Origin of the sequence: Pseudomonas tensinigenes, from assembly GCF_014268445.2 — a bacterium.
Taxonomy (GTDB): Bacteria; Pseudomonadota; Gammaproteobacteria; order Pseudomonadales; family Pseudomonadaceae; genus Aquipseudomonas; species Aquipseudomonas tensinigenes.
Genome location: NZ_CP077089.1, coordinates 4,017,300 through 4,035,138 on the forward strand (window position 1 = coordinate 4,017,300; position 17,839 = coordinate 4,035,138).

14 protein-coding genes are annotated in these 17,839 nt (G+C 60.3%); 10 read left to right on the forward strand and 4 right to left on the reverse strand.

The features are described from left to right. Positions 1-126 precede the first annotated feature (126 nt). A complete protein-coding gene (locus tag HU718_RS17820; RefSeq protein ID WP_095111883.1) occupies positions 127-1,059 on the reverse strand; it encodes a helix-turn-helix transcriptional regulator in 933 nt (310 codons plus the stop codon). Positions 1,060-1,628: 569 nt separating this feature from the next. On the opposite strand from HU718_RS17820, the gene HU718_RS17825 reads away from it, so the two are divergent. The 4 genes from HU718_RS17825 (at position 1,629) to HU718_RS17840 (ending at position 5,559) form a co-directional block, all read left to right on the forward strand. After that, positions 1,629-2,978, forward strand: a complete 1,350-nt coding sequence (locus HU718_RS17825; protein WP_186614956.1) for an MFS transporter — start codon at positions 1,629-1,631, stop codon at positions 2,976-2,978. A 99-nt stretch (positions 2,979-3,077) separates the two neighbouring features. Then, the gene (locus tag HU718_RS17830) at positions 3,078-3,770 is read left to right on the forward strand and encodes a fumarylacetoacetate hydrolase family protein (protein WP_150795015.1); all 693 of its coding nucleotides are present in this window, start codon (positions 3,078-3,080) and stop codon (positions 3,768-3,770) included. 41 nt (positions 3,771-3,811) lie between these two features. Then, the gene (locus tag HU718_RS17835) at positions 3,812-4,570 is read left to right on the forward strand and encodes an SDR family oxidoreductase (protein WP_150795030.1); all 759 of its coding nucleotides are present in this window, start codon (positions 3,812-3,814) and stop codon (positions 4,568-4,570) included. 32 nt (positions 4,571-4,602) lie between these two features. Next, complete coding sequence (locus HU718_RS17840) at positions 4,603-5,559, forward strand: 2-hydroxyacid dehydrogenase (protein ID WP_186614954.1); 957 nt, start codon at positions 4,603-4,605, stop codon at positions 5,557-5,559. 409 nt (positions 5,560-5,968) lie between these two features. On the opposite strand, the gene HU718_RS17845 is transcribed toward HU718_RS17840, so the two are convergent. Then, positions 5,969-8,095 carry a TonB-dependent siderophore receptor gene (locus tag HU718_RS17845; RefSeq protein WP_186614951.1) on the reverse strand — a complete coding sequence of 709 codons (2,127 nt, stop codon included), beginning with the start codon at positions 8,093-8,095 and terminating at the stop codon, positions 5,969-5,971. A 267-nt stretch (positions 8,096-8,362) separates the two neighbouring features. Here HU718_RS17845 and paoC point away from each other — a divergent pair, with 267 nt between their 5' ends. Then, complete coding sequence (paoC, locus tag HU718_RS17850) at positions 8,363-10,576, forward strand: aldehyde oxidoreductase molybdenum-binding subunit PaoC (protein WP_186614947.1); 2,214 nt, start codon at positions 8,363-8,365, stop codon at positions 10,574-10,576. A 12-nt stretch (positions 10,577-10,588) separates the two neighbouring features. Here paoC and HU718_RS17855 read toward each other — a convergent pair whose 3' ends face one another. Then, entirely contained in the window at positions 10,589-11,299 is a 711-nt protein-coding gene (locus HU718_RS17855; RefSeq protein WP_225936809.1) for a carboxymuconolactone decarboxylase family protein, read from the reverse strand. Between the two features lie 306 nt (positions 11,300-11,605). On the opposite strand from HU718_RS17855, the gene HU718_RS17860 reads away from it, so the two are divergent. Together HU718_RS17860 and HU718_RS17865 are read left to right on the forward strand one after the other, a co-directional pair. Continuing rightward, positions 11,606-12,553 (forward strand): NAD(P)-dependent alcohol dehydrogenase, encoded by a 948-nt coding sequence (locus tag HU718_RS17860; protein WP_186614944.1) that lies wholly within the window; start codon positions 11,606-11,608, stop codon positions 12,551-12,553. Beyond that, the gene (locus HU718_RS17865) at positions 12,553-13,257 is read left to right on the forward strand and encodes a helix-turn-helix transcriptional regulator (protein ID WP_102899148.1); all 705 of its coding nucleotides are present in this window, start codon (positions 12,553-12,555) and stop codon (positions 13,255-13,257) included. The genes HU718_RS17860 and HU718_RS17865 overlap by 1 nt, the downstream gene beginning before the upstream one ends. Before the next feature lie 33 nt (positions 13,258-13,290). Here the strand turns inward: HU718_RS17865 and curR are convergent, their stop codons facing one another. Then, entirely contained in the window at positions 13,291-13,875 is a 585-nt protein-coding gene (curR, locus tag HU718_RS17870; protein WP_102899149.1) for a TetR family transcriptional repressor CurR, read from the reverse strand. A 212-nt stretch (positions 13,876-14,087) separates the two neighbouring features. Here curR and HU718_RS17875 point away from each other — a divergent pair, with 212 nt between their 5' ends. The 3 genes from HU718_RS17875 (at position 14,088) to HU718_RS17885 (ending at position 17,812) form a co-directional block, all read left to right on the forward strand. Continuing rightward, positions 14,088-14,765 (forward strand): type 1 glutamine amidotransferase domain-containing protein, encoded by a 678-nt coding sequence (locus tag HU718_RS17875; protein ID WP_186614941.1) that lies wholly within the window; start codon positions 14,088-14,090, stop codon positions 14,763-14,765. A 102-nt stretch (positions 14,766-14,867) separates the two neighbouring features. Next, positions 14,868-15,992, forward strand: coding sequence for an alkene reductase (locus HU718_RS17880; protein WP_186614938.1), 1,125 nt, complete (start codon positions 14,868-14,870; stop codon positions 15,990-15,992). A 281-nt stretch (positions 15,993-16,273) separates the two neighbouring features. Beyond that, positions 16,274-17,812, forward strand: a complete 1,539-nt coding sequence (locus HU718_RS17885; RefSeq protein ID WP_186614935.1) for a cryptochrome/photolyase family protein — start codon at positions 16,274-16,276, stop codon at positions 17,810-17,812. Positions 17,813-17,839 lie beyond the last annotated feature (27 nt).

Sequence of the window (17,839 nt, forward strand, 5' to 3'; positions counted from 1 at the left end):
CGAACTGCAAGACACGGAGAACAAACACCCACCTGAACCCGCGAACCACGAAACGCCCGACCCTAAGCAGCACAACGCAATACTTGGTGTTGCTCCGATCGTCTGGCGGCCCTTGATGCTTGAGCCCTAGGTGTTCAACGGCGATTGCGGCGTATCCGGATTGAGTTGCCGGCGGCGAAACTGTCCCGGCGGCTGGCCGTGAATCTGCCGAAAGCGTCGGGAGAAATACGCCTCGTCAGCGAAGCCGCACAACCGTGCGACCTCGCCCACCGAGCGCGTGCTGTTGAGCAGGAAATTGCGTGCCGCGTGCATCCTGCGTTCGAGCACCAGTTCGGTGAAGGTCTTGCCGATCTCCTTGCGCAACCAGTGCGTCAGATAGGTCGGGGACAGGTACGTCGCCGCAGCCACCTTGATCAGATTGAGATCGGGATCGGCAATGTTCTTGCGCAAGTATTCGAACATGCGGCCCAGCGCATCCCGGCGGCTGACCTCGGCCGCATTCTCCTCGGCCAGACGCTTGAGTGGCTCGGCATAAAGGAAACACACGCTGCCAATCAGTTGCAGCAGCAAGCCTTTGAGCATCTCGCGCGTACCAAACTGACGGTTCTCGTCCAGCGTGCGCATCTGCTCGATCAAGGCACAGACCTTGGCGAAATCCTCATCCCCGAGAATGAAATCCAGATGCTCCTGAAAACGGAATGGCGATAACTCCGGCGCCAGCAGAATCGACACCTCCTCCAGGTCCATCGGGTCGCACTGCAAATGCGGCAAGAGAAAGGTCTGGGAAAAATTGATCACCATGAAATTGCTGTCCGCTGGATGCGGGATTACGTGCACTCGGTGCGGCAGGATGAATGCCAGGGTATTGCGCGGAAACGGACGCTCGACGTTACCGATGTGCTGCACGGTGTCGCCACCGAGGTTGATCTGAATCTGGAAATACTCGTGCCGATGGGGACTGGTCTCGGCGCGCCGGCCCTTTTTGTCGCGAATATAGAAGTCGGTCAATTCGCTGCGCTGCTGCATGACATAGGTGGGAATACGGCTGAGTGACGACATCTGCGCAGAATCCTCGACAGGTATTGGCAGTGAGCTGACGACCCTCATCTTGCAGACATGTACGCAATACACGCAAGCAGTCATACGATGACCTGCCTTTCCAAGGAATTTTTATCCTCGATATGGCGTTTAGCCTGTCCAAAACCGCCGAGAACGTATCAAGATTTTTTATTGTTAATAATCAATGTATTAACAGCCATACCTAAAAATACACTTAGGAAATCATCGGATTTATTTTTTGGACAGGTTTTGCAACGCCGCCTCCATAGAAAAAAAACGTTCTAACCCCTCGGTTGCTTTACCAACGTTGTACGACCACTGTGAGCCGACGCAGCCCAACCTCTTCCAAAAACAATCACAGGTGTGCACGTCATGATTCTGCTATTCCCCCTCGCCACCCCTCCCGACATTGTCTCGATCACGCCGACTGGAAGACGTTTCTGAACGTCTGACGCCGGCTGTTCGCACCGTTCGTTTCAGTATCGATTGGCATGCCCCGACCATCGCGGGCAAACGCCTTCGGCTGCACGAAAACATCTCGACTCTTCTAACAATAACGAGGTCTCTTCATGTCGAATTCACATTCTTCCCAAGCCACCGTGCCGCCGGTGATAGACGGCGCCCGGGACGCCGTCGTGCCGCAGCGTCTGCCCTCGCGGCGGCGCTGGTTCATGCTCTCGTTGCTGCTGATCGCGACGATCATCAACTACATCGACCGGGTCAATATCTCGATTGCCGCGCCGTTCATGGCCAAGGATCTTGGCTTGGACAAGATCGAGATGGGCCTGATTTTCTCGGCATTTGCCTGGACTTACGCCTTGGCCCTGGTGCCGGCCGGGTTCATCGCCGACCGCTTCGGTTCGCGCTTCACTTACGGGGTTTCCCTGATCAGTTGGTCGACGGTGACCGTGTGCCAGGGCTTTGCCACGGGCTTCGCGTCCTTGTTCGGGTTGCGTCTGGCGGTCGGTGCGATGGAAGCACCGGCGTTTCCGGCCAACAGTCGTGCGGTGACGGTGTGGTTTCCGGCGCGGGAACGCGGTCTCGCCAGCAGCATCTACGTCTGCGGGCAATATCTGGGGACAGCGTTGTTTACTGGTGCCCTGCTCTGGCTGGCAACCACCTTCGACTGGCGTCACGTGTTCTACAGCACCGGCGTACTCGGCATCGTCTTCGGCGTGCTTTGGCTGTACCTGTATCGCGATCCGCTGAACTGCAAGAAAGTCAGCAAAGAAGAACTGAAGTACATCGAAGCCGGCGGCGGTCTGGTCAAAAGCAGTCAGGAACGCACCCGCTTCAACTGGCGGCAAATTGCTGAACTGTTCAGCTACCGCCAGATCTGGGCAATTTGCGTCGGCAAATTCGCCAGCACCTCGGCGCTGTACTTCTTCCTGACCTGGTTCCCCACCTACCTGATCGAAGAACGCAAGCTGACCATGATCAAGGCCGGGATCTTCGCTGTTCTGCCGTTTGTAGGCGCGACGGTCGGCATCCTCCTCGCCGGCATCGTCTCTGACTTGTTGATCCGCCGTGGCTACTCGATGTCGTTCGCCCGCAAGTTGCCACTGGTGATTGGGTCGATGCTGGGGATGTCCATCGTTCTGGTGAATTTCACTGATTCGAACACGATCTGCATCGCCGTGCTGACCATTGCGTTCTTTGCGCAAGGCATCGCCTCGTCTTCGTGGGCGGCCGTGTCGGAAGTCGCGCCCAAGGAGCTGATCGGCTTGACCGGCGGAATCACCAGCCTGGCCGCCAACATCGGCGGCATCGTCACGCCGATCGTGATTGGCGCGATTGTGCATGCCACCGGTTCATTCGCCTGGGCCTTCTGGTTCATTGGCGGCGTGGCGCTGATCGGCACCCTCTCCTACTCGCTGTTGCTCGGACGCTTGTACCGCATCGAGTTGAAGGTGCGCTAAAGCCAACAGCACCGTTTTCTCCAACTGGAGGCGGCTTTCGTCCAACTTCACCAACGACTGCCGCCGTACGCTGAAGCTACCAACAGGACTCATAACAGGATGAACATGACTGAATACGTCTTCACGCCGGATCTGCCCGTGACCTTGCCCGTTGTCGGCAGTGAACAACGTTTTCCCGTTGGCCGGGTATTTTGTGTCGGCCGCAATTACCCGTGGCCAGATGCCGTCGGCCAGTCGCGCCAGCCACCGGTGTTTTTCATGAAACCAGCCAGCAATGTCGTCGACGCCGTTGGTGAGGTGGCATTCCCTTCGCTGACCGAGGATTTCGCCCACGAAATCGAGTTGGTAGTGGCCATCGGTGAAGGCGGCGCGAATATTCCGGAGAGCGAGGCGCTGGCTTATGTCTGGGGCTATGCCGCCGGCCTCGACCTGACCCGCCGAGATGTTCAGCGTGCCGCCAAGAGCAATGGTTTGCCGTGGGAAGGTGCCAAGGTGTTCGACGGCGCCGCGCCGATGACCGCCATCGTGCCAGTGACCCGCGCGGGCCATCCCGAAGGCGAATTGTGGTTGAACGTCAACGGCGAGGAGCGTCAGCGCGACAGCCTCGACAGCCAGATCTGGTCGGTGGCTGAAGTGATCAGCCGGATCTCCCGGTCAGTGGCGTTGAGGGCCGGCGACCTGATCATGACCGGCAGCCCGGCCGGCGTCGACGGCCTGCAACCGGGCGATGTGATCAACGCCGGAATCGACGGGATCGGCCAACTGGAAATGCGCGTCGGCCCGCGGGCCTGAACGCCGCAGTGATTTGAAGACAGGAGAACAACAAGATGTCCATCACTCAACCTTTGAAAGTCGCGCTGGTCACCGGTGCCGGTAGCGGAATCGGCCGCTCTGTGGCGCTTGGCCTGTTGGCCGACGGCTACACCCTGGTGCTTGCCGGTCGCCGGCCGGAACCGTTACAGGCGCTGGTCGAACTGGCGGCAAGCGAGGGGCACGAAGCCCTCGCGGTGCCCACCGATGTGCGCGACCCGGTCAGTGTCGATGCGCTGTTCGCAACCATTGCCGAGGTCTACGGAAGACTGGATGTGGTCTTCAACAATGCCGGGGTCAATGCCCCCGCCGTGCCCTTGGATGAGTTGACGTTCGAACAGTGGCGCAACGTGATCGACACCAACCTCAACGGGGTTTTCCTCTGTGCTCGTGGTGCCTTCGGACTGATGCGTCGTCAACAGCCTCAGGGCGGACGCATCATCAATAACGGGTCGATTTCGGCGCACACCCCGCGCCCGTTCAGCAGCGCCTACACCGCCAGCAAACATGCGGTGCTGGGCCTGACCAAATCGCTGGCGCTGGACGGTCGCGAATTCAACATCGCCTGCAGCCAGATCGACATCGGCAACGCCCTGACCGAGATGTCGGTACGCATGACCAAAGGTGTACGTCAGGCCAACGGCAGCATCGCCGTGGAGCCAATGGTCGACGTCAAGCATGTCGCTGATGCCGTGCGCTACATCGCCGGCCTGCCGCTGTCGGCCAACGTTCTGAACATGACCGTCATGGCCACCGCCATGCCGTTTGCCGGTCGCGGTTGAACCGGCCTTTTTATTCGGTAAGAGAGGTTTATATGAAGCCAGAAGTCTTGCAGTTGAGCCCGATCCTGATTCCTGAAATCAACACGCGTCTCGATGAACTGTTTACGGTCCGACGCTATTTCCAGCAGGCAGACAAACAGGCGTATTTGCAGGAACACGGCGTGAATATTCGCGGAGCGATCACCGGTGGCCATACCGGCATCACCCAAGCCGTCATGGCGCAACTGCCGAAACTTGAAGTGGTGGCGGTCAACGGCGTCGGCACCGATGCGGTTGACCTGGCTTATGCTCGGGATCGCGGCATCCGCGTGACGGCGACCATTGGCGCGTTGACCGAAGACGTCGCCGACCTTGCCATCGGTTTGCTGATTTCCGTGTGTCGCGGGCTGTGTACCAGTGATCGCTATGTACGCTCGGGTCAATGGCCGCACAGCACCACACCGCTGGCGCCTCTGCCGCTGGCACGTCAAGTGTCCGGCATGCGTATCGGCATTGTCGGCATGGGCCGGGTTGGCCGTGCGGTAGCCAGCCGAGCGGCGGCCTTCGGCTGTCCGATCAGTTACACCGACCTGCAACCGATGAGCGATGTCAGCCACACTTTCGTCGCCGACCTCAAACAACTGGCCCGCGACAGCGATGCGCTGATTCTCGCCGCCGCTGCCGACAAGGCTGAAGCCATCATCGATGCTTCCGTGCTACAGGCCTTGGGCAAGGACGGTTATCTGATCAACGTGGCACGGGGCAAACTGGTCAACGAGGTTGATTTGCTGGCGGCGCTGAATGCCGGCGAGATCGCCGGTGCAGGGCTGGATGTGTTTGTCGATGAACCGAATGTGCCAGAAGCCCTGTTCGGTAATGAGCAAGTGGTGCTGCAACCGCACCGCGCCAGCGCCACCTTGCAGACGCGCACGCGAATGGGAGAAATGGTGGTGGCGAGCTTGCTGGACAGCTTTGCCGGGAAAACGCCGCAAGGTTGTGTCACTGGCTAAGTGGCGGGTGCCGAAACAGCTGCCCTCACCCTAGCCCTCTCCCCCAGGAGAGGGAACCGATTGGGGGATATTGGCGATGGACGCCGACGTGCAATAGCGGCTGTGAATCCAATGCCGCCAAGCACTGCGGATGGACCCGTAATCACCGCGATCTGTCAGGTCGATGGATAACCCAAGACACCTCGGTCGGCCCCCTCTCCCGCAGGGAAAGGGGCCGATTGGGGGATGTTGGCGATGAGCACCGACGTGCAATAGCGCCTGTGAATCCATCACCGTCAGGCATTACCGATGAATCCATAATCGACGCGATCTGTCAGGTCGATGCATAACCCAAGACACCTCGGTCGGCTCCCTCTCCCTCCGGGAGAGGGCTGGGGTGAGGGGCCGCCGTTGCAGCGTCGAACGCGGCTTACAAGGTGTAGGAAATCCCCACCTGCACCGTTCTCGGCGCTCCCGGATAGGCGTAGACATTACCGAACGCGCCCTCTTCATAATCCCGATCAAACAGATTCTTCACGTCAAGATTGAGCCGCACCTTCTCGTTGACCTTATAGAAGCCGAGCAAATCGACGACGGTGTAGCTGTCCATCGAGAACGCAGTATTGGCGGTTTGCCCAGCACGCTCGTCGACGTATTTGAGTCCGGTGCCCAGGCCCAAACCTTTAAGCGCTCCGTCCTGAAACTCGTAAACGTTGAGCAGGCTGAAGCTGTTTTGCGGAATGTTCATCAACCGTGTGCCGGAGCGGATCACATTGTCCTTAGTCACTTCGGCATCCACGTAGGCGTAGCCGCCGATCACCCGCCATTCGGGTGTCAGGTTGCCGGCGACGTTCAGGTCGAAACCGCGGCTGCGCACTTCCCCGGCCGCGACGTTGAAGGTCGAGTCCACCGGATCGGTGGTCAGCACGTTGCGCTTTTCGATCTGATAGATCGCCGCATCGACGCTCAACTGATGATCCAGCGCTTCCCACTTGACGCCCATTTCGTAGGATTTGCCTTTCTCCGGTGCAAAGCCTCCGCCCACGCGGCTCGCGCCGGTATTGGGCTTGAACGAGCGCGCAGTGTCGGCGTAGACCGCCAGCGTCTCGGTCAGGTCGTAGGTCACGCCGATGCGCGGGGTCACCGCGTTGTCGCTGGCCTGCCAGTTTTTACCGCCGGGTACGTAGGTTTCATAGTCGTGCTCGAAACGCTCGAAACGTGCCCCGGCCAGGACCTTCAGACGCTCGGTCAACGCCACCTGATCCTGGACGAACGCGGCATAGGTCTTGAGGTTTTCCTTGTCGTGGGTCGGCGTGCGGGTCAATGCCGGACGCGGTTGGCCGTAAACCGGATCGAAGATGTCGATCGGGTAGGCGCCGACCGCGCCGCTGGAGCGCTGAATGATCGACTTGTAGTCGTAATCTTCATACTCGATACCGGTCAGCAAGGTGTGCTGCAAGCCACCGGTGCTGAAATGACCGGTCAGATTGAGTTGAGTGTCCTTGTCGGTCCACTCCAGTTTGCGGTAGTTGAAATTGCGCCCCAGGGTTCGACCGTCATCGGCAATGCCGTTGGCTTCGATCGCGTTGCCTTCAAGCGAGCCGTCGAGCCACTGGAAGCCACCGCCCAGCGTCCAGTCATCATTGAGCAGATGTTCGACGCGCAGTTGCGCCATGTTGTTGTCGTTGTGCAACTTGCCGGCGTCTTTCTCGCCGAAGAACGTGTCGCGCGAGGCGGTGCCGATCTGTTTGGCGTAACGCGTCACGCCGCGATCCAGTGGATGATTGTTGCGCATGAAATCACCCTCGAAGATCACTCGGGTGGTATCGCTGGCCTGCCAGGTCAGCACTGGCGTGATGCCGTAGCGCTCGGTCTCGACGTGATCGCGAAAGGTATCGCCGCCCTCACCCACCACGTTCAATCGATAGGCCAGACGACCCTCTTCGTCCAGAGGGCCGGAGGCGTCCAGCGTGCCGCGTTTCATGCCTTGATCATTCAACTGACTGCCCAACGTGACCGTGCGCTCGGCCAATGGCTGCTTGGACACAACGTTGAAGGTGCCGCCCGGATCGCCACGACCGTAGAGCATTGTTGCCGGCCCACGCAGCACTTCCAGACGCTCGATGGTGTTGGCGTCGGGCATGTTCGGGTAGCCGCGATTGATCGGGAAACCGTTGCGGTAGAACTCGCCGGTGGTGAAGCCGCGCACGGTGAATGTGGTCAGCCCCTGCCCGCCGAAATTGTTCGCGCGGCCGACGCCGCCGGCGTAATCCAGTGCGTCTTGCAGACGGGTGGCGCCGAGGTCTTCGACCGCATCCTTGGTCACTACGCTGATCGATTGCGGGGTTTCATGGATCGAACTGTCGGTGCGCGTGGCGCTGGCCGAGCGCGTCGCGCGGTAACCCTGCACCGGGCCGTCGGCTCGTTCGTAATCCGCTGTACCGACCACGTCGGTCGCCTCCAGCTCTAGCGCTGAGGATGTTGAATTGGCCTGTTCGGCCCACGAGGAAGAAGACAACGCCTGCAGCACGCAAATGGAAAGCAGAGTACGACGCATGAAATGAAAACCTTGTGAATAGGCCAGAACGAAGGGTGAAACCGCCAGAACAGCGGCGCGGATGGTATACCAGAGATCGTGTAATTGAAACTTATTCTTATTTGTCATGTTGGTCAGGATTCGTGAGCAGGACTCATGACTCCATCCTGGCAAGGCGCATTATCAGATGCGGTTCAATGGCCTAGGCTCGTAGGCGATATGGCCTGCAAACGCTGGCGCTGAGAAGCCCGGCGGTGGCCGACAGCCCGCCCGAAGAGGAACTCAGCGATGAAATTCGACACACCGGCCGGCACTAATCCGATCGATCAATTGAACGTCATCGGCCAGCCCGCCGACCGCATCGATGGCAAGTTGAAAACCACCGGGACCGCGCCCTACGCGTATGAACAACATGCCGCAGTGCCCAATCCGGCCTATGGGTATATCGTCGGCGCCGGGATCGGCAAGGGACGAATTGCCTCGATCGACTCGACGCAGGCGAGCAACAGTTCCGGGGTGATCGCGATCGTCACCTACGAGAATGCCGGGCCTTTGGCCAAGGGCGAGTTCTATGTCGCGCGCGCCTTGGCTGGCCCGCAGGTGGACCACTATCACCAGGCTGTCGCGATCGTCGTCGCGCAGACATTTGAAGAGGCCCGCAGCGCCGCCCACCTGCTGGAAATCACCTATGTCGCCGAACCCGGCGCGTTCGATCTGGCGGCCGCCAAGGATTCGGCGACCCCGCCGCCACCCGCTGGTTTCGGCCCCCCGCCGCAGACGCAGACCGGAGATTTCGAAGGCGCCTTCAACGCCGCACCGATCCAGATCGACCAGCACTACAGCACGCCGCCGGATCAGGCGCACGCGATGATGGAACCCCACGCCACCATCGCCCAGTGGAACGGCAATTCGCTGACGTTGTGGACGTCGATCCAGCAGATCAACTGGGGCGTGCGCGATCTGGCCAAGACACTCGGCATACGCAAAGAAGAAATTCGTTTGATATCGCCCTACATCGGCGGCGGTTTCGGCGGCAAAGGCACGATCCTGTGTGACGCGGTGCTGGCGTCGCTGGCGGCGCGCCACGCCAGGCGCCCGGTGAAAGTCGCGTTGCCACGTCCGCTGATGTTCAACAATTTGACCCATCGCCCCGCGACGCTTCAACGCATTCGCCTCGGTGCCAGCCGCAGAGGTTTGATCACAGCCATCGGCCATGAGAGTTGGTCAGGCAACCTGCCCGGGGGCCGGGCCGAAGCCGCGACGGCCTCGACACGTTTGCTCTACGCTGGCGCCAACCGCATGACCCGCTTGAATCTTGCCGTGCTGGACCTGGCCGAAGGCTCGGCCATGCGCGCGCCGGGGGAAGCACCGGGGATGATGGCGCTGGAAATTGCCATGGATGAACTGGCGGAAAAACTCGGCATCGACCCACTGCAGTTGCGCCTGCTCAACGATACCCAGGTCGACCCCGAACAGCCATCACGACCGTTTTCCACACGGCAGCTCGTCGAGTGTTTACAAACCGGCGCCAAGCAATTCGGCTGGCACCAGCGCAACGCAAGCGCCGGCCAACGCCTGGAGAATGGCTGGCTGATCGGCATCGGTCTGGCGTCTGCCATACGTGGCGCGCCAACCACCGCATCGGCGGCCCGTGTGCGTCTTGATCGGCACGGCACAATCACTGTCGAAACCGACATGACTGATATCGGCACCGGCAGCTACACGATCATTGCGCAGACCGCCGCCGAGATGATGGGTGTGGAACTGGACCGGGTCGAAGTGCGCCTTGGCGACTCGCGCTTTCCGGAGTCGTCGGGATCGGGCGGGCAATGGGGGGCGGCGTCGTCAACCGCCGGGGTCTATGCCGCTTGCGTCAAGTTGCGCGAAGCCGCTGCCCGCGCCGTCGGATTTGATCCGCAAACGGCCGAATTTTCCCACGGCGAGGTGCACGATGGCACGCGGCATTTTCCTTTGGCTCACGCGGCGGCCGCAGGCGATCTCGTTGGCGAAGATCGCATGGAATTCGGCGATCTGGCCCAGCGCTTTGCCCAGCAGACCTTTGGCGCACATTTCGCCGAAGTCGCGGTCAACGCGGCGACCGGCGAGATTCGTCTGCGTCGGCAATTGGCGGTCTGCGCAGCAGGGCGGATTCTCAATCCGAAGACCGCGCGCAGCCAGATCATCGGCGGCATGACCATGGGCGCCGGGGCCGCACTGATGGAAGAACTGCAGGTCGACAAGCGCCTTGGTTTTTTCGTCAACCATGACCTCGCCGGTTACGAAGTGCCGGTGCACGCCGACATTCCCCATCAGCAGGTGATTTTTCTCGATGAGGTCGACCCCTACGCCACGCCGCTCAAGGCCAAAGGTGTCGGCGAGTTGGGCATCAGTGGCGCCGCAGCGGCCATCGCCAATGCGATTTACAACGCCACTGGTGTGCGCGTGCGCGACTATCCGATCACGCTGGACAAACTTATCGCGCACTTGCCGGAGCAGATTTGACGCCCTGTTCAGTCAGCCCGGCGCGCGCTGGCTGAACACTTCCTTGAACACCGGCACGGCGGAAAACGCATTCGGCCATCCGGCATAGAACGCCAGTTGGGTAATCATTTCCGCCGCTTCGGTCTGGCTCAAACCATTGTCCATCGCCCGACCCAGGTGATAGCCGACCTGGCCGGTCTGCCCGTTGGCCACCAACGAACTGACCGTGATCAGGCTGCGATCGCGAGGCGCCAGACCTGGCCGCAGCCACAGATCGCGGAACAGCGCTTTGGTGGTGAACTCGACCAGCCCCGGCGCCACTGATCCCACCGCCGCATTCACGCGCTCCACGCGGTCAGCTTCGCGAGCCTGGTCCAGCGGCAGCAACGACGGCGCAACCGGTGCCAATTGCGCAGCAACAATGTCGCGCGCGCTGAACACCTCGCCGGCGATAGGCAGAGCCGCTGACGCATTGCCCCAACCGGAATAAAACGCCAGGTGATTGAGCGTTTCGGACAGCTCAAGCGGCGTGACACCGTTGTCCAGCGCAAGGTTGAATTGCGCGGCCATCTCGGCGGTTTGCCCGCGTGCAATCAACACCGCAACCGTCACCAGACTGCGGTCACGCGCTGACAATCCCGGGCGTTTCCATACTTCGCCAAACAACATGGCATCGGTGTTATGAGCCAATGCCGGGGACACGGCAGCCGCGGCGTCGGAGGTCATTGCAGGTGAACGTTTCATGGAGGTCGAACCTTTTTCAGTTGAAGCACAGGCTGTCAGCAACAGTGCGATGGCCGTCAACAGAAGTCGGCTGGAGTGGGTCACGCTACGAACCGGGAGTGCTGCCATCGTTAAGCTCCTGCTGACGGGATAATCAGCCGCTACGGTAAACCGACGAGGATCTTGCGACTATCTGCGCTCAGCTTCATGAAGTCATGAACACCGTTCATCAATCTGCCTCCTCCATAGAAAGCGAATGGTGCCAAAAACTGGCACTGCCCCGTTATAGAGTCGGTGTCATGTTCACTCTCGGAAGGCGAACCCAACATGTCAGCAGGCTATAAACGTATTCAGTACTCGTGCTACGGCGGTCCGGACGTGATGCGCATCGAAGCATTCCAGTTGCCAGCACCCGGCAAGGATGAAGTGCTCGTGCAGGTCAGATTTGCAGCGATCAACCCCATTGACTGGAAGTTGCGTCAGGGCCGGATGAAGCTGATCACCGGCAGAGCATTTCCGCGCGCGATGGGTATGGATTTCTCTGGCGTGGTTCTTGCGGTTGGGGCGAGCGTCAGCCGCTTCCAGGTCGGCGAAGCGGTTTTCGGGCTATCCCGCTTCAAGGAAAGTGGCGCATTGGGCGAAGCCGTCGTGACCAAGGAGGACTTTCTGGCGAGCAAACCGGATACTCTTTCCTTCGCCGATGCGGCGTGCCTCGGCACACCGGGCGTTACCGCGTGGAACGGGTTGATCGACAAGGCCAGACTGCAAGCCGGTCAGCAGGTTTTCATCAATGGTTGCGCGGGGGCAGTCGGCGAAGCGGCGGTGCAGATCGCCCTGATGTCGGGGGCCAAGGTATCGGGCAGTTGCAGCGCGTCGAACGTTGCCCGGGCACAGGCGCTGGGGGTATCGACCGTCTACGACTACCGGTTAACGGACCTGACAAGACTGCCGGCGCGCTTCGATGTGGTGTATGACACGGCCGCGACGATGACGGTCTCGACCGGTATCGGATTGCTGCGTCCGGGCGGCTGTTTGCTTGATCTCAATCCGGGTCCGGGTAAATTCCTGCGTGGCTTGATTGATCGGCGACTGAAACTGGTCATTGGCACACCGCGACACGAAATCCTCGAAACACTGGCCAGTGCCGCCAGTGAGGCACGCTTGAAGATTCGGCTAGGAGAAGTGGTGCCGCTGGACGGCGCCATACAACTGATCCGCGAGCTCGAACAGGGCCGCAAACTCGGCGGCAAAGGTGTCGTCGCCATGGAGCGTTAATGGCCAGAAGTCATCGTCTGTTTGAGCTGATGCAAGCGCTGCGGCGTCATCGTCGTACGGTGTCCGGCAAAGCCTTGGCGGCTGAATTGGGCGTGTCGTTGCGCACCATTCGCCGCGACATCGTCACGCTGCAAGGCATGGGGGCCGAGATCGACGGCGAGCCGGGCCTTGGGTATGTGCTCAAGCCCGGTTTTGTCCTGCCGCCGCTATCGTTCAGCGCCGAGGAAATACAAGCCTTGGTCATCGGCGCGCAATGGGTCAGCCGGCAGACCGACAGCCAACTCGCGGGCGCCGTCAACAATGCCCTGGCGAAAATCAGTGCCGTGCTGCCCGCGCAGATGCGGCCGATCTTCGAAGACGAAACCTTTTACGTGGCCAAGCCGCACAAGCCCGGCACAACCATCGACCTCAGCGAGATTCGTCGGGCGCTGCGCGAGCAGAACAAGCTGCGCATCGCGCTAGCGCTCGAACATGCGGAGGCCGCCGAACACATCATCTGGCCGATCATGTTGGGCTTTATCGAAGGCAAGCGCTGCATCGCAGCGTGGTGCGAAGGCGACAGCCGGTTTCGCGTGATCGATATGGCTGACCTTGCGACGGTGCAGGTGCTCGTCGAACACTACGCGCCTGACCGCCGGCGCTTGATCAAACAATGGCGTGCCGAGGATGTGCGGCCCTGCAACAGTCAGGGCGAGGTGTGTTGAGCCATGTAACCTGGGCCACAACGGCCCCGCCGCTCACACCGCCAGCAGTTGTCGGGTCATCGCCATCGAGGTCTGCAGCGACTGCCCGGTACGCTGCAATTTGTTCAGCAAACTGGCGCCCAACCACAGCTGATAAAGGGTTTCCGCCAGATGCCGGGCGTCGCCTGCAGGCAGGCTGTTTTCGGCCTGGCCCTGCTCGATGCACAGAGTGATGCGCGCCACCACTTGCTCGGCGCCATCGCGCAAGGTCAGACGCATCGACTCCGACAAGTCGGCGACTTCAGCGCTGAGCTTCACCACCAAACACTCATCGCCATGCCCTTCGAGGGTGCAGCGGTTCTGCCAGCCCTGCCAGTAATCCATCAGCCGCTCGTAAGCGCTCAGCCCCGGCAGCGTCAGGCGCCGTTCCATGTCGGCGAGGTAGCCGACGAAGTAATCCGCGAGCAACGCCTGGCCGTACAACTCTTTGGATTTGAAGTAGTGATAGAACGAACCCTTGGGCACACCGGCGGTTTGCAGGATTTCGTTGAGGCCGACACTGGTGAAGCCCTTCTCGGCCATCATCCGGTGGCCGGTGTCGAGCAAGTGTTGGCGGGTGTCGTCGTAGGTCGCTTTCATCGGGCGCACATTACCAGGCAATAGACCAGTCGTATATTTCGAGGAACGGAAGTTTGCCATACCTGTCGATGAAAAACCGCAGGATAAAAAATTACTAGACGACTGGTCTAATTGGAATCTATGCTGCGCCCCGACAAACGTTTTCTGACCGGTGTGGCCGATGTGCGAATCCTTCGCTCAATCGAAGACACCTGATCGACTCAAGGTGCTCTATGAAAATCCTGATGGTTTTGACTTCCCACGATCAACTCGGCAACACCGGCAAGAAAACCGGCTTCTGGCTGGAAGAGTTCGCCGCGCCCTACTACGCCTTCAAGGACGCCGGCGCCGACGTCACGCTTGTCTCGCCGGCCGGTGGCCAGCCGCCGCTGGACCCGAAAAGCGATGAGCCCGACGCGCAGACCGCCGAGACCGATCGCTTCCGTCAGGACCCGGCGGCACAACAGGCACTGGCCAACACCGGCCGCCTGGCCGACGTCAGCGCTGATGATTTCGATGCGGTGTTTTACCCGGGCGGCCACGGCCCACTGTGGGACCTGGCCGAAGACAAACAGTCGATCGCGTTGATCGAAGCGTTTGACCGCGCTAACAAGCCACACGGCTTTGTCTGCCATGCACCAGGTGTGTTGCGTCATGTCCTCACCGCTGACGGCAAACCGCTGGTGCAGCACCGCCAGGTCACCGGTTTCACCAATGCCGAAGAAGAGGCCGTTGGCCTGACGGACGTGGTGCCGTTCCTGATCGAGGACGAGTTCCAGCGCCTCGGCGGTCATTACTCGAAAGTCGCTGACTGGCAGGTTCATGTGGTCGCCGATGGGCAACTGGTCACTGGCCAGAACCCTGCCAGCTCCGCCGCCGTCGCGAAAAAACTGCTGGAGATGCTGGGCTAAACCCTCGCGTCCAACCTTCCTAACGCCGGGTGCGTCTTGCCCGGCGTTATTTTTTACCCATTCAATAGACGACTGGTCTAATAAATCACCAAAAGGTCACCCATGAACAACAGCCGTTTCTTCACCCCGGCCAAACTCGGCCATCACACCCTGAAAAACCGCATCGTCCTGCCGCCACTCACCCGCCAGCGCAGCACCCAACCGGGCAACGTCGCCAATGAACTGATGGCCGAGTATTACCAACAGCGCGCCGGCGCCGGTTTGCTGGTCACCGAAGGCACGCAGATCGAACCCCGAGGTCAGGGTTACGCGTGGACGCCGGGCATTCATACGCCTGAACAAATCGCCGGTTGGCGCAAAGTCACCGAGGCGGTACATGCCGTGGACGGGGTGATTTTCGCGCAGTTGTGGCACGTCGGCCGTGTCTCCCACACCGCGCTGCAACCCGACGGCGCAGCGCCGGTTTCGGCCTCCGCCGTGGCTACAGATCGGGTCAGCGTGTTTATCGAAACCGCCCCCGGCGCCGGTGAACTGGTGCCTCCGTCGGCACCTCGAGCGCTGAGCACCGATGAAGTTCAGGAACTGGTGCAGCTATATATCCAAGCCGCACGCAACGCGATGGACGCCGGTTTCGACGGCATCGAATTGCATTGCGCCAACGGTTATCTGGTGAACCAGTTCATCTCAGCCCACAGCAACCTGCGCGGCGATCAGTACGGTGGCTCGCTGCACAACCGCCTGCGCTTTCTCAAGGAAGTGGTCGCCGGCGTCGCCGAGTGCATCGGCAAGGAAAAAGTCGGCGTGCGCTTCGCCCCACTGTTTACCACCACCGATGAAGCGCGCACTTACCTGGGCATGGTCGAAGAGGATCCGCACACCACTTACATCGAAGCGATCAAAGTGCTGCAGGACGTGGGCATCGCCTATCTGTCGATCGCCGAAGCCGACTGGGACAACGCCCCGGCGATGCCCCTCTCGTTCCGTCAGGCGGTACGCGACTCCTTCAGCGGTGCGATCATTTATGCCGGGCGTTACACCGCAGAATCCGGGGCGCAACTGCTCGATTCCGGGCTGGCAGACTTGGTCGCTTTTGGCCGCCCGTTCATGGCCAACCCCGATCTGCCTGCACGTATCGCCAATGACTGGCCGTTGAATGCGTTGAACCCGGCGACGGTGTATGGCGGCACCGCCGAGGGCTATGTGGATTACCCCCTTTATCCCGGCTGAGCCTTTAAGGCAACGTAAAGCGCTCCCGTAACAGCAGGAGCGTTTATCCGAGTCGGAGTGCAAGCCCTTGTGGGAGCGAGCCTGCTCGCGAAAGCGGCGGGTCAGTCACGCACACTGTTGAATGTGACGACGCCTTCGCGAGCAGGCTCGCTCCCACAGGGGGGGATGTGAATATTCACCGCACAAAAACCTATACACAGACTACAATCTGTACAACTATCTGGACTTAGCACTTAAACGTCCACTCGGCAGCCTGCTGCTCTTTACGCTGAATCCGTGAAATGAACAAAACCCATCGGCTGTGCCTCGTTCTGGGTGACCAGTTATCGTTTGATCTGGCTTCATTGGCAGGTCTGGATCGCGAACAGGACCGTGTGCTGCTGGTCGAGGTCATGGAAGAAGCCAGCCATGTTGCTCATCACCCACAGAAGATCGCCCTGATCTTCAGCGCCATGCGTCACTTCGCTCAAGCACTGAAAGACCAAGGCTTCCGCGTGCATTACGTGACCCTCGACGACCCGCACAACAGCGGCTCGGTGCCCGGCGAGTTAAAGCGCTGGCAGGCGCTGCTGCAAGCCAAGGAGGTGCACCTGACCGAATGCGGCGACTGGCGTCTGGAGCAATCACTGAAGGATTGTGGCTTGCCGATCCACTGGCATGCCGATAACCGTTTCCTCTGCAGCCGCGACGAATTCCGCGCGTGGGCCGCTGGCAAAAAGCAGTTGCGCATGGAGTTCTTCTACCGCGAGATGCGCCGCAAAAGTCGCCTGCTGCTCAACGGTGACGGCACGCCGGTCGGCGGCGCGTGGAACTTTGACGCCGACAATCGCAAAGCCCTGCCCAAAACCGTCAAGGCGCCCTACCCGGCGGGTTTTACCAACGATGCAATCACCCTCGAAGTTCTCGCACTGGTCAAGGAACGCTTCGCCAGTCACTACGGCAGCCTCGATGATTTCAACTATCCGGTGACGCATGCCGATGCCCAGGCATTGTGGGCGTACTTTCTCGATTACGGCCTGGCCGGCTTCGGCGATTATCAGGACGCCATGGCCAGCAACGAACCGTTTCTGTTCCATGCCCGCATCAGCGCTGCACTGAACATTGGCTTGCTCGATCTGCGCCAACTCTGCAGTGACGTGGAGTCGGCCTATTGGTCCGGCAGCATCGCGCTGAATGCCGCCGAAGGCTTCATCCGCCAACTGATCGGCTGGCGCGAATATGTCCGGGGCGTTTACTGGCTGCACATGCCGGAGTACGCCGAGGGCAATGCCTTCGGTAACACGCGGCGCCTGCCAGAGTTTTACTGGACCGGCGACACGCAAATGAAATGCATGCGCCAAGCCATCGGCCAAAGCCTCAAACACGCCTACGCCCATCACATACAGCGCCTGATGGTCACCGGCAATTTCGCCCTGCTCGCCGGCATCTCACCGAGCCAGATTTGTGAATGGTATCTGGCCATTTACATGGACGCTTTCGATTGGGTCGAACTGCCCAACACCCTCGGCATGGTCATGCACGCCGACGGCGGTTACCTCGGTTCCAAGCCTTATTGCGCCAGCGGCCAGTACATCAACCGGATGTCCGACTACTGTCGCGACTGTGCGTACTCGGTGCGTGAAACCACGGCCGACAACGCCTGCCCGTTCAACGCGTTGTACTGGCATTTCCTGATGCGCCACGGCGACCTTCTGCGCGGCAATCAGCGCATGGGCATGATGTACAAAAACCTTGATCGCATGCCGTTGGAAAAACAGCAGGCTTTGTGGCAACGCGGGCAGAGTCTGCTCGACAGACTGGATCGCGGCGAATCGCTATGAAAACGCGTGTGCCTTTGGCCCGTGTGC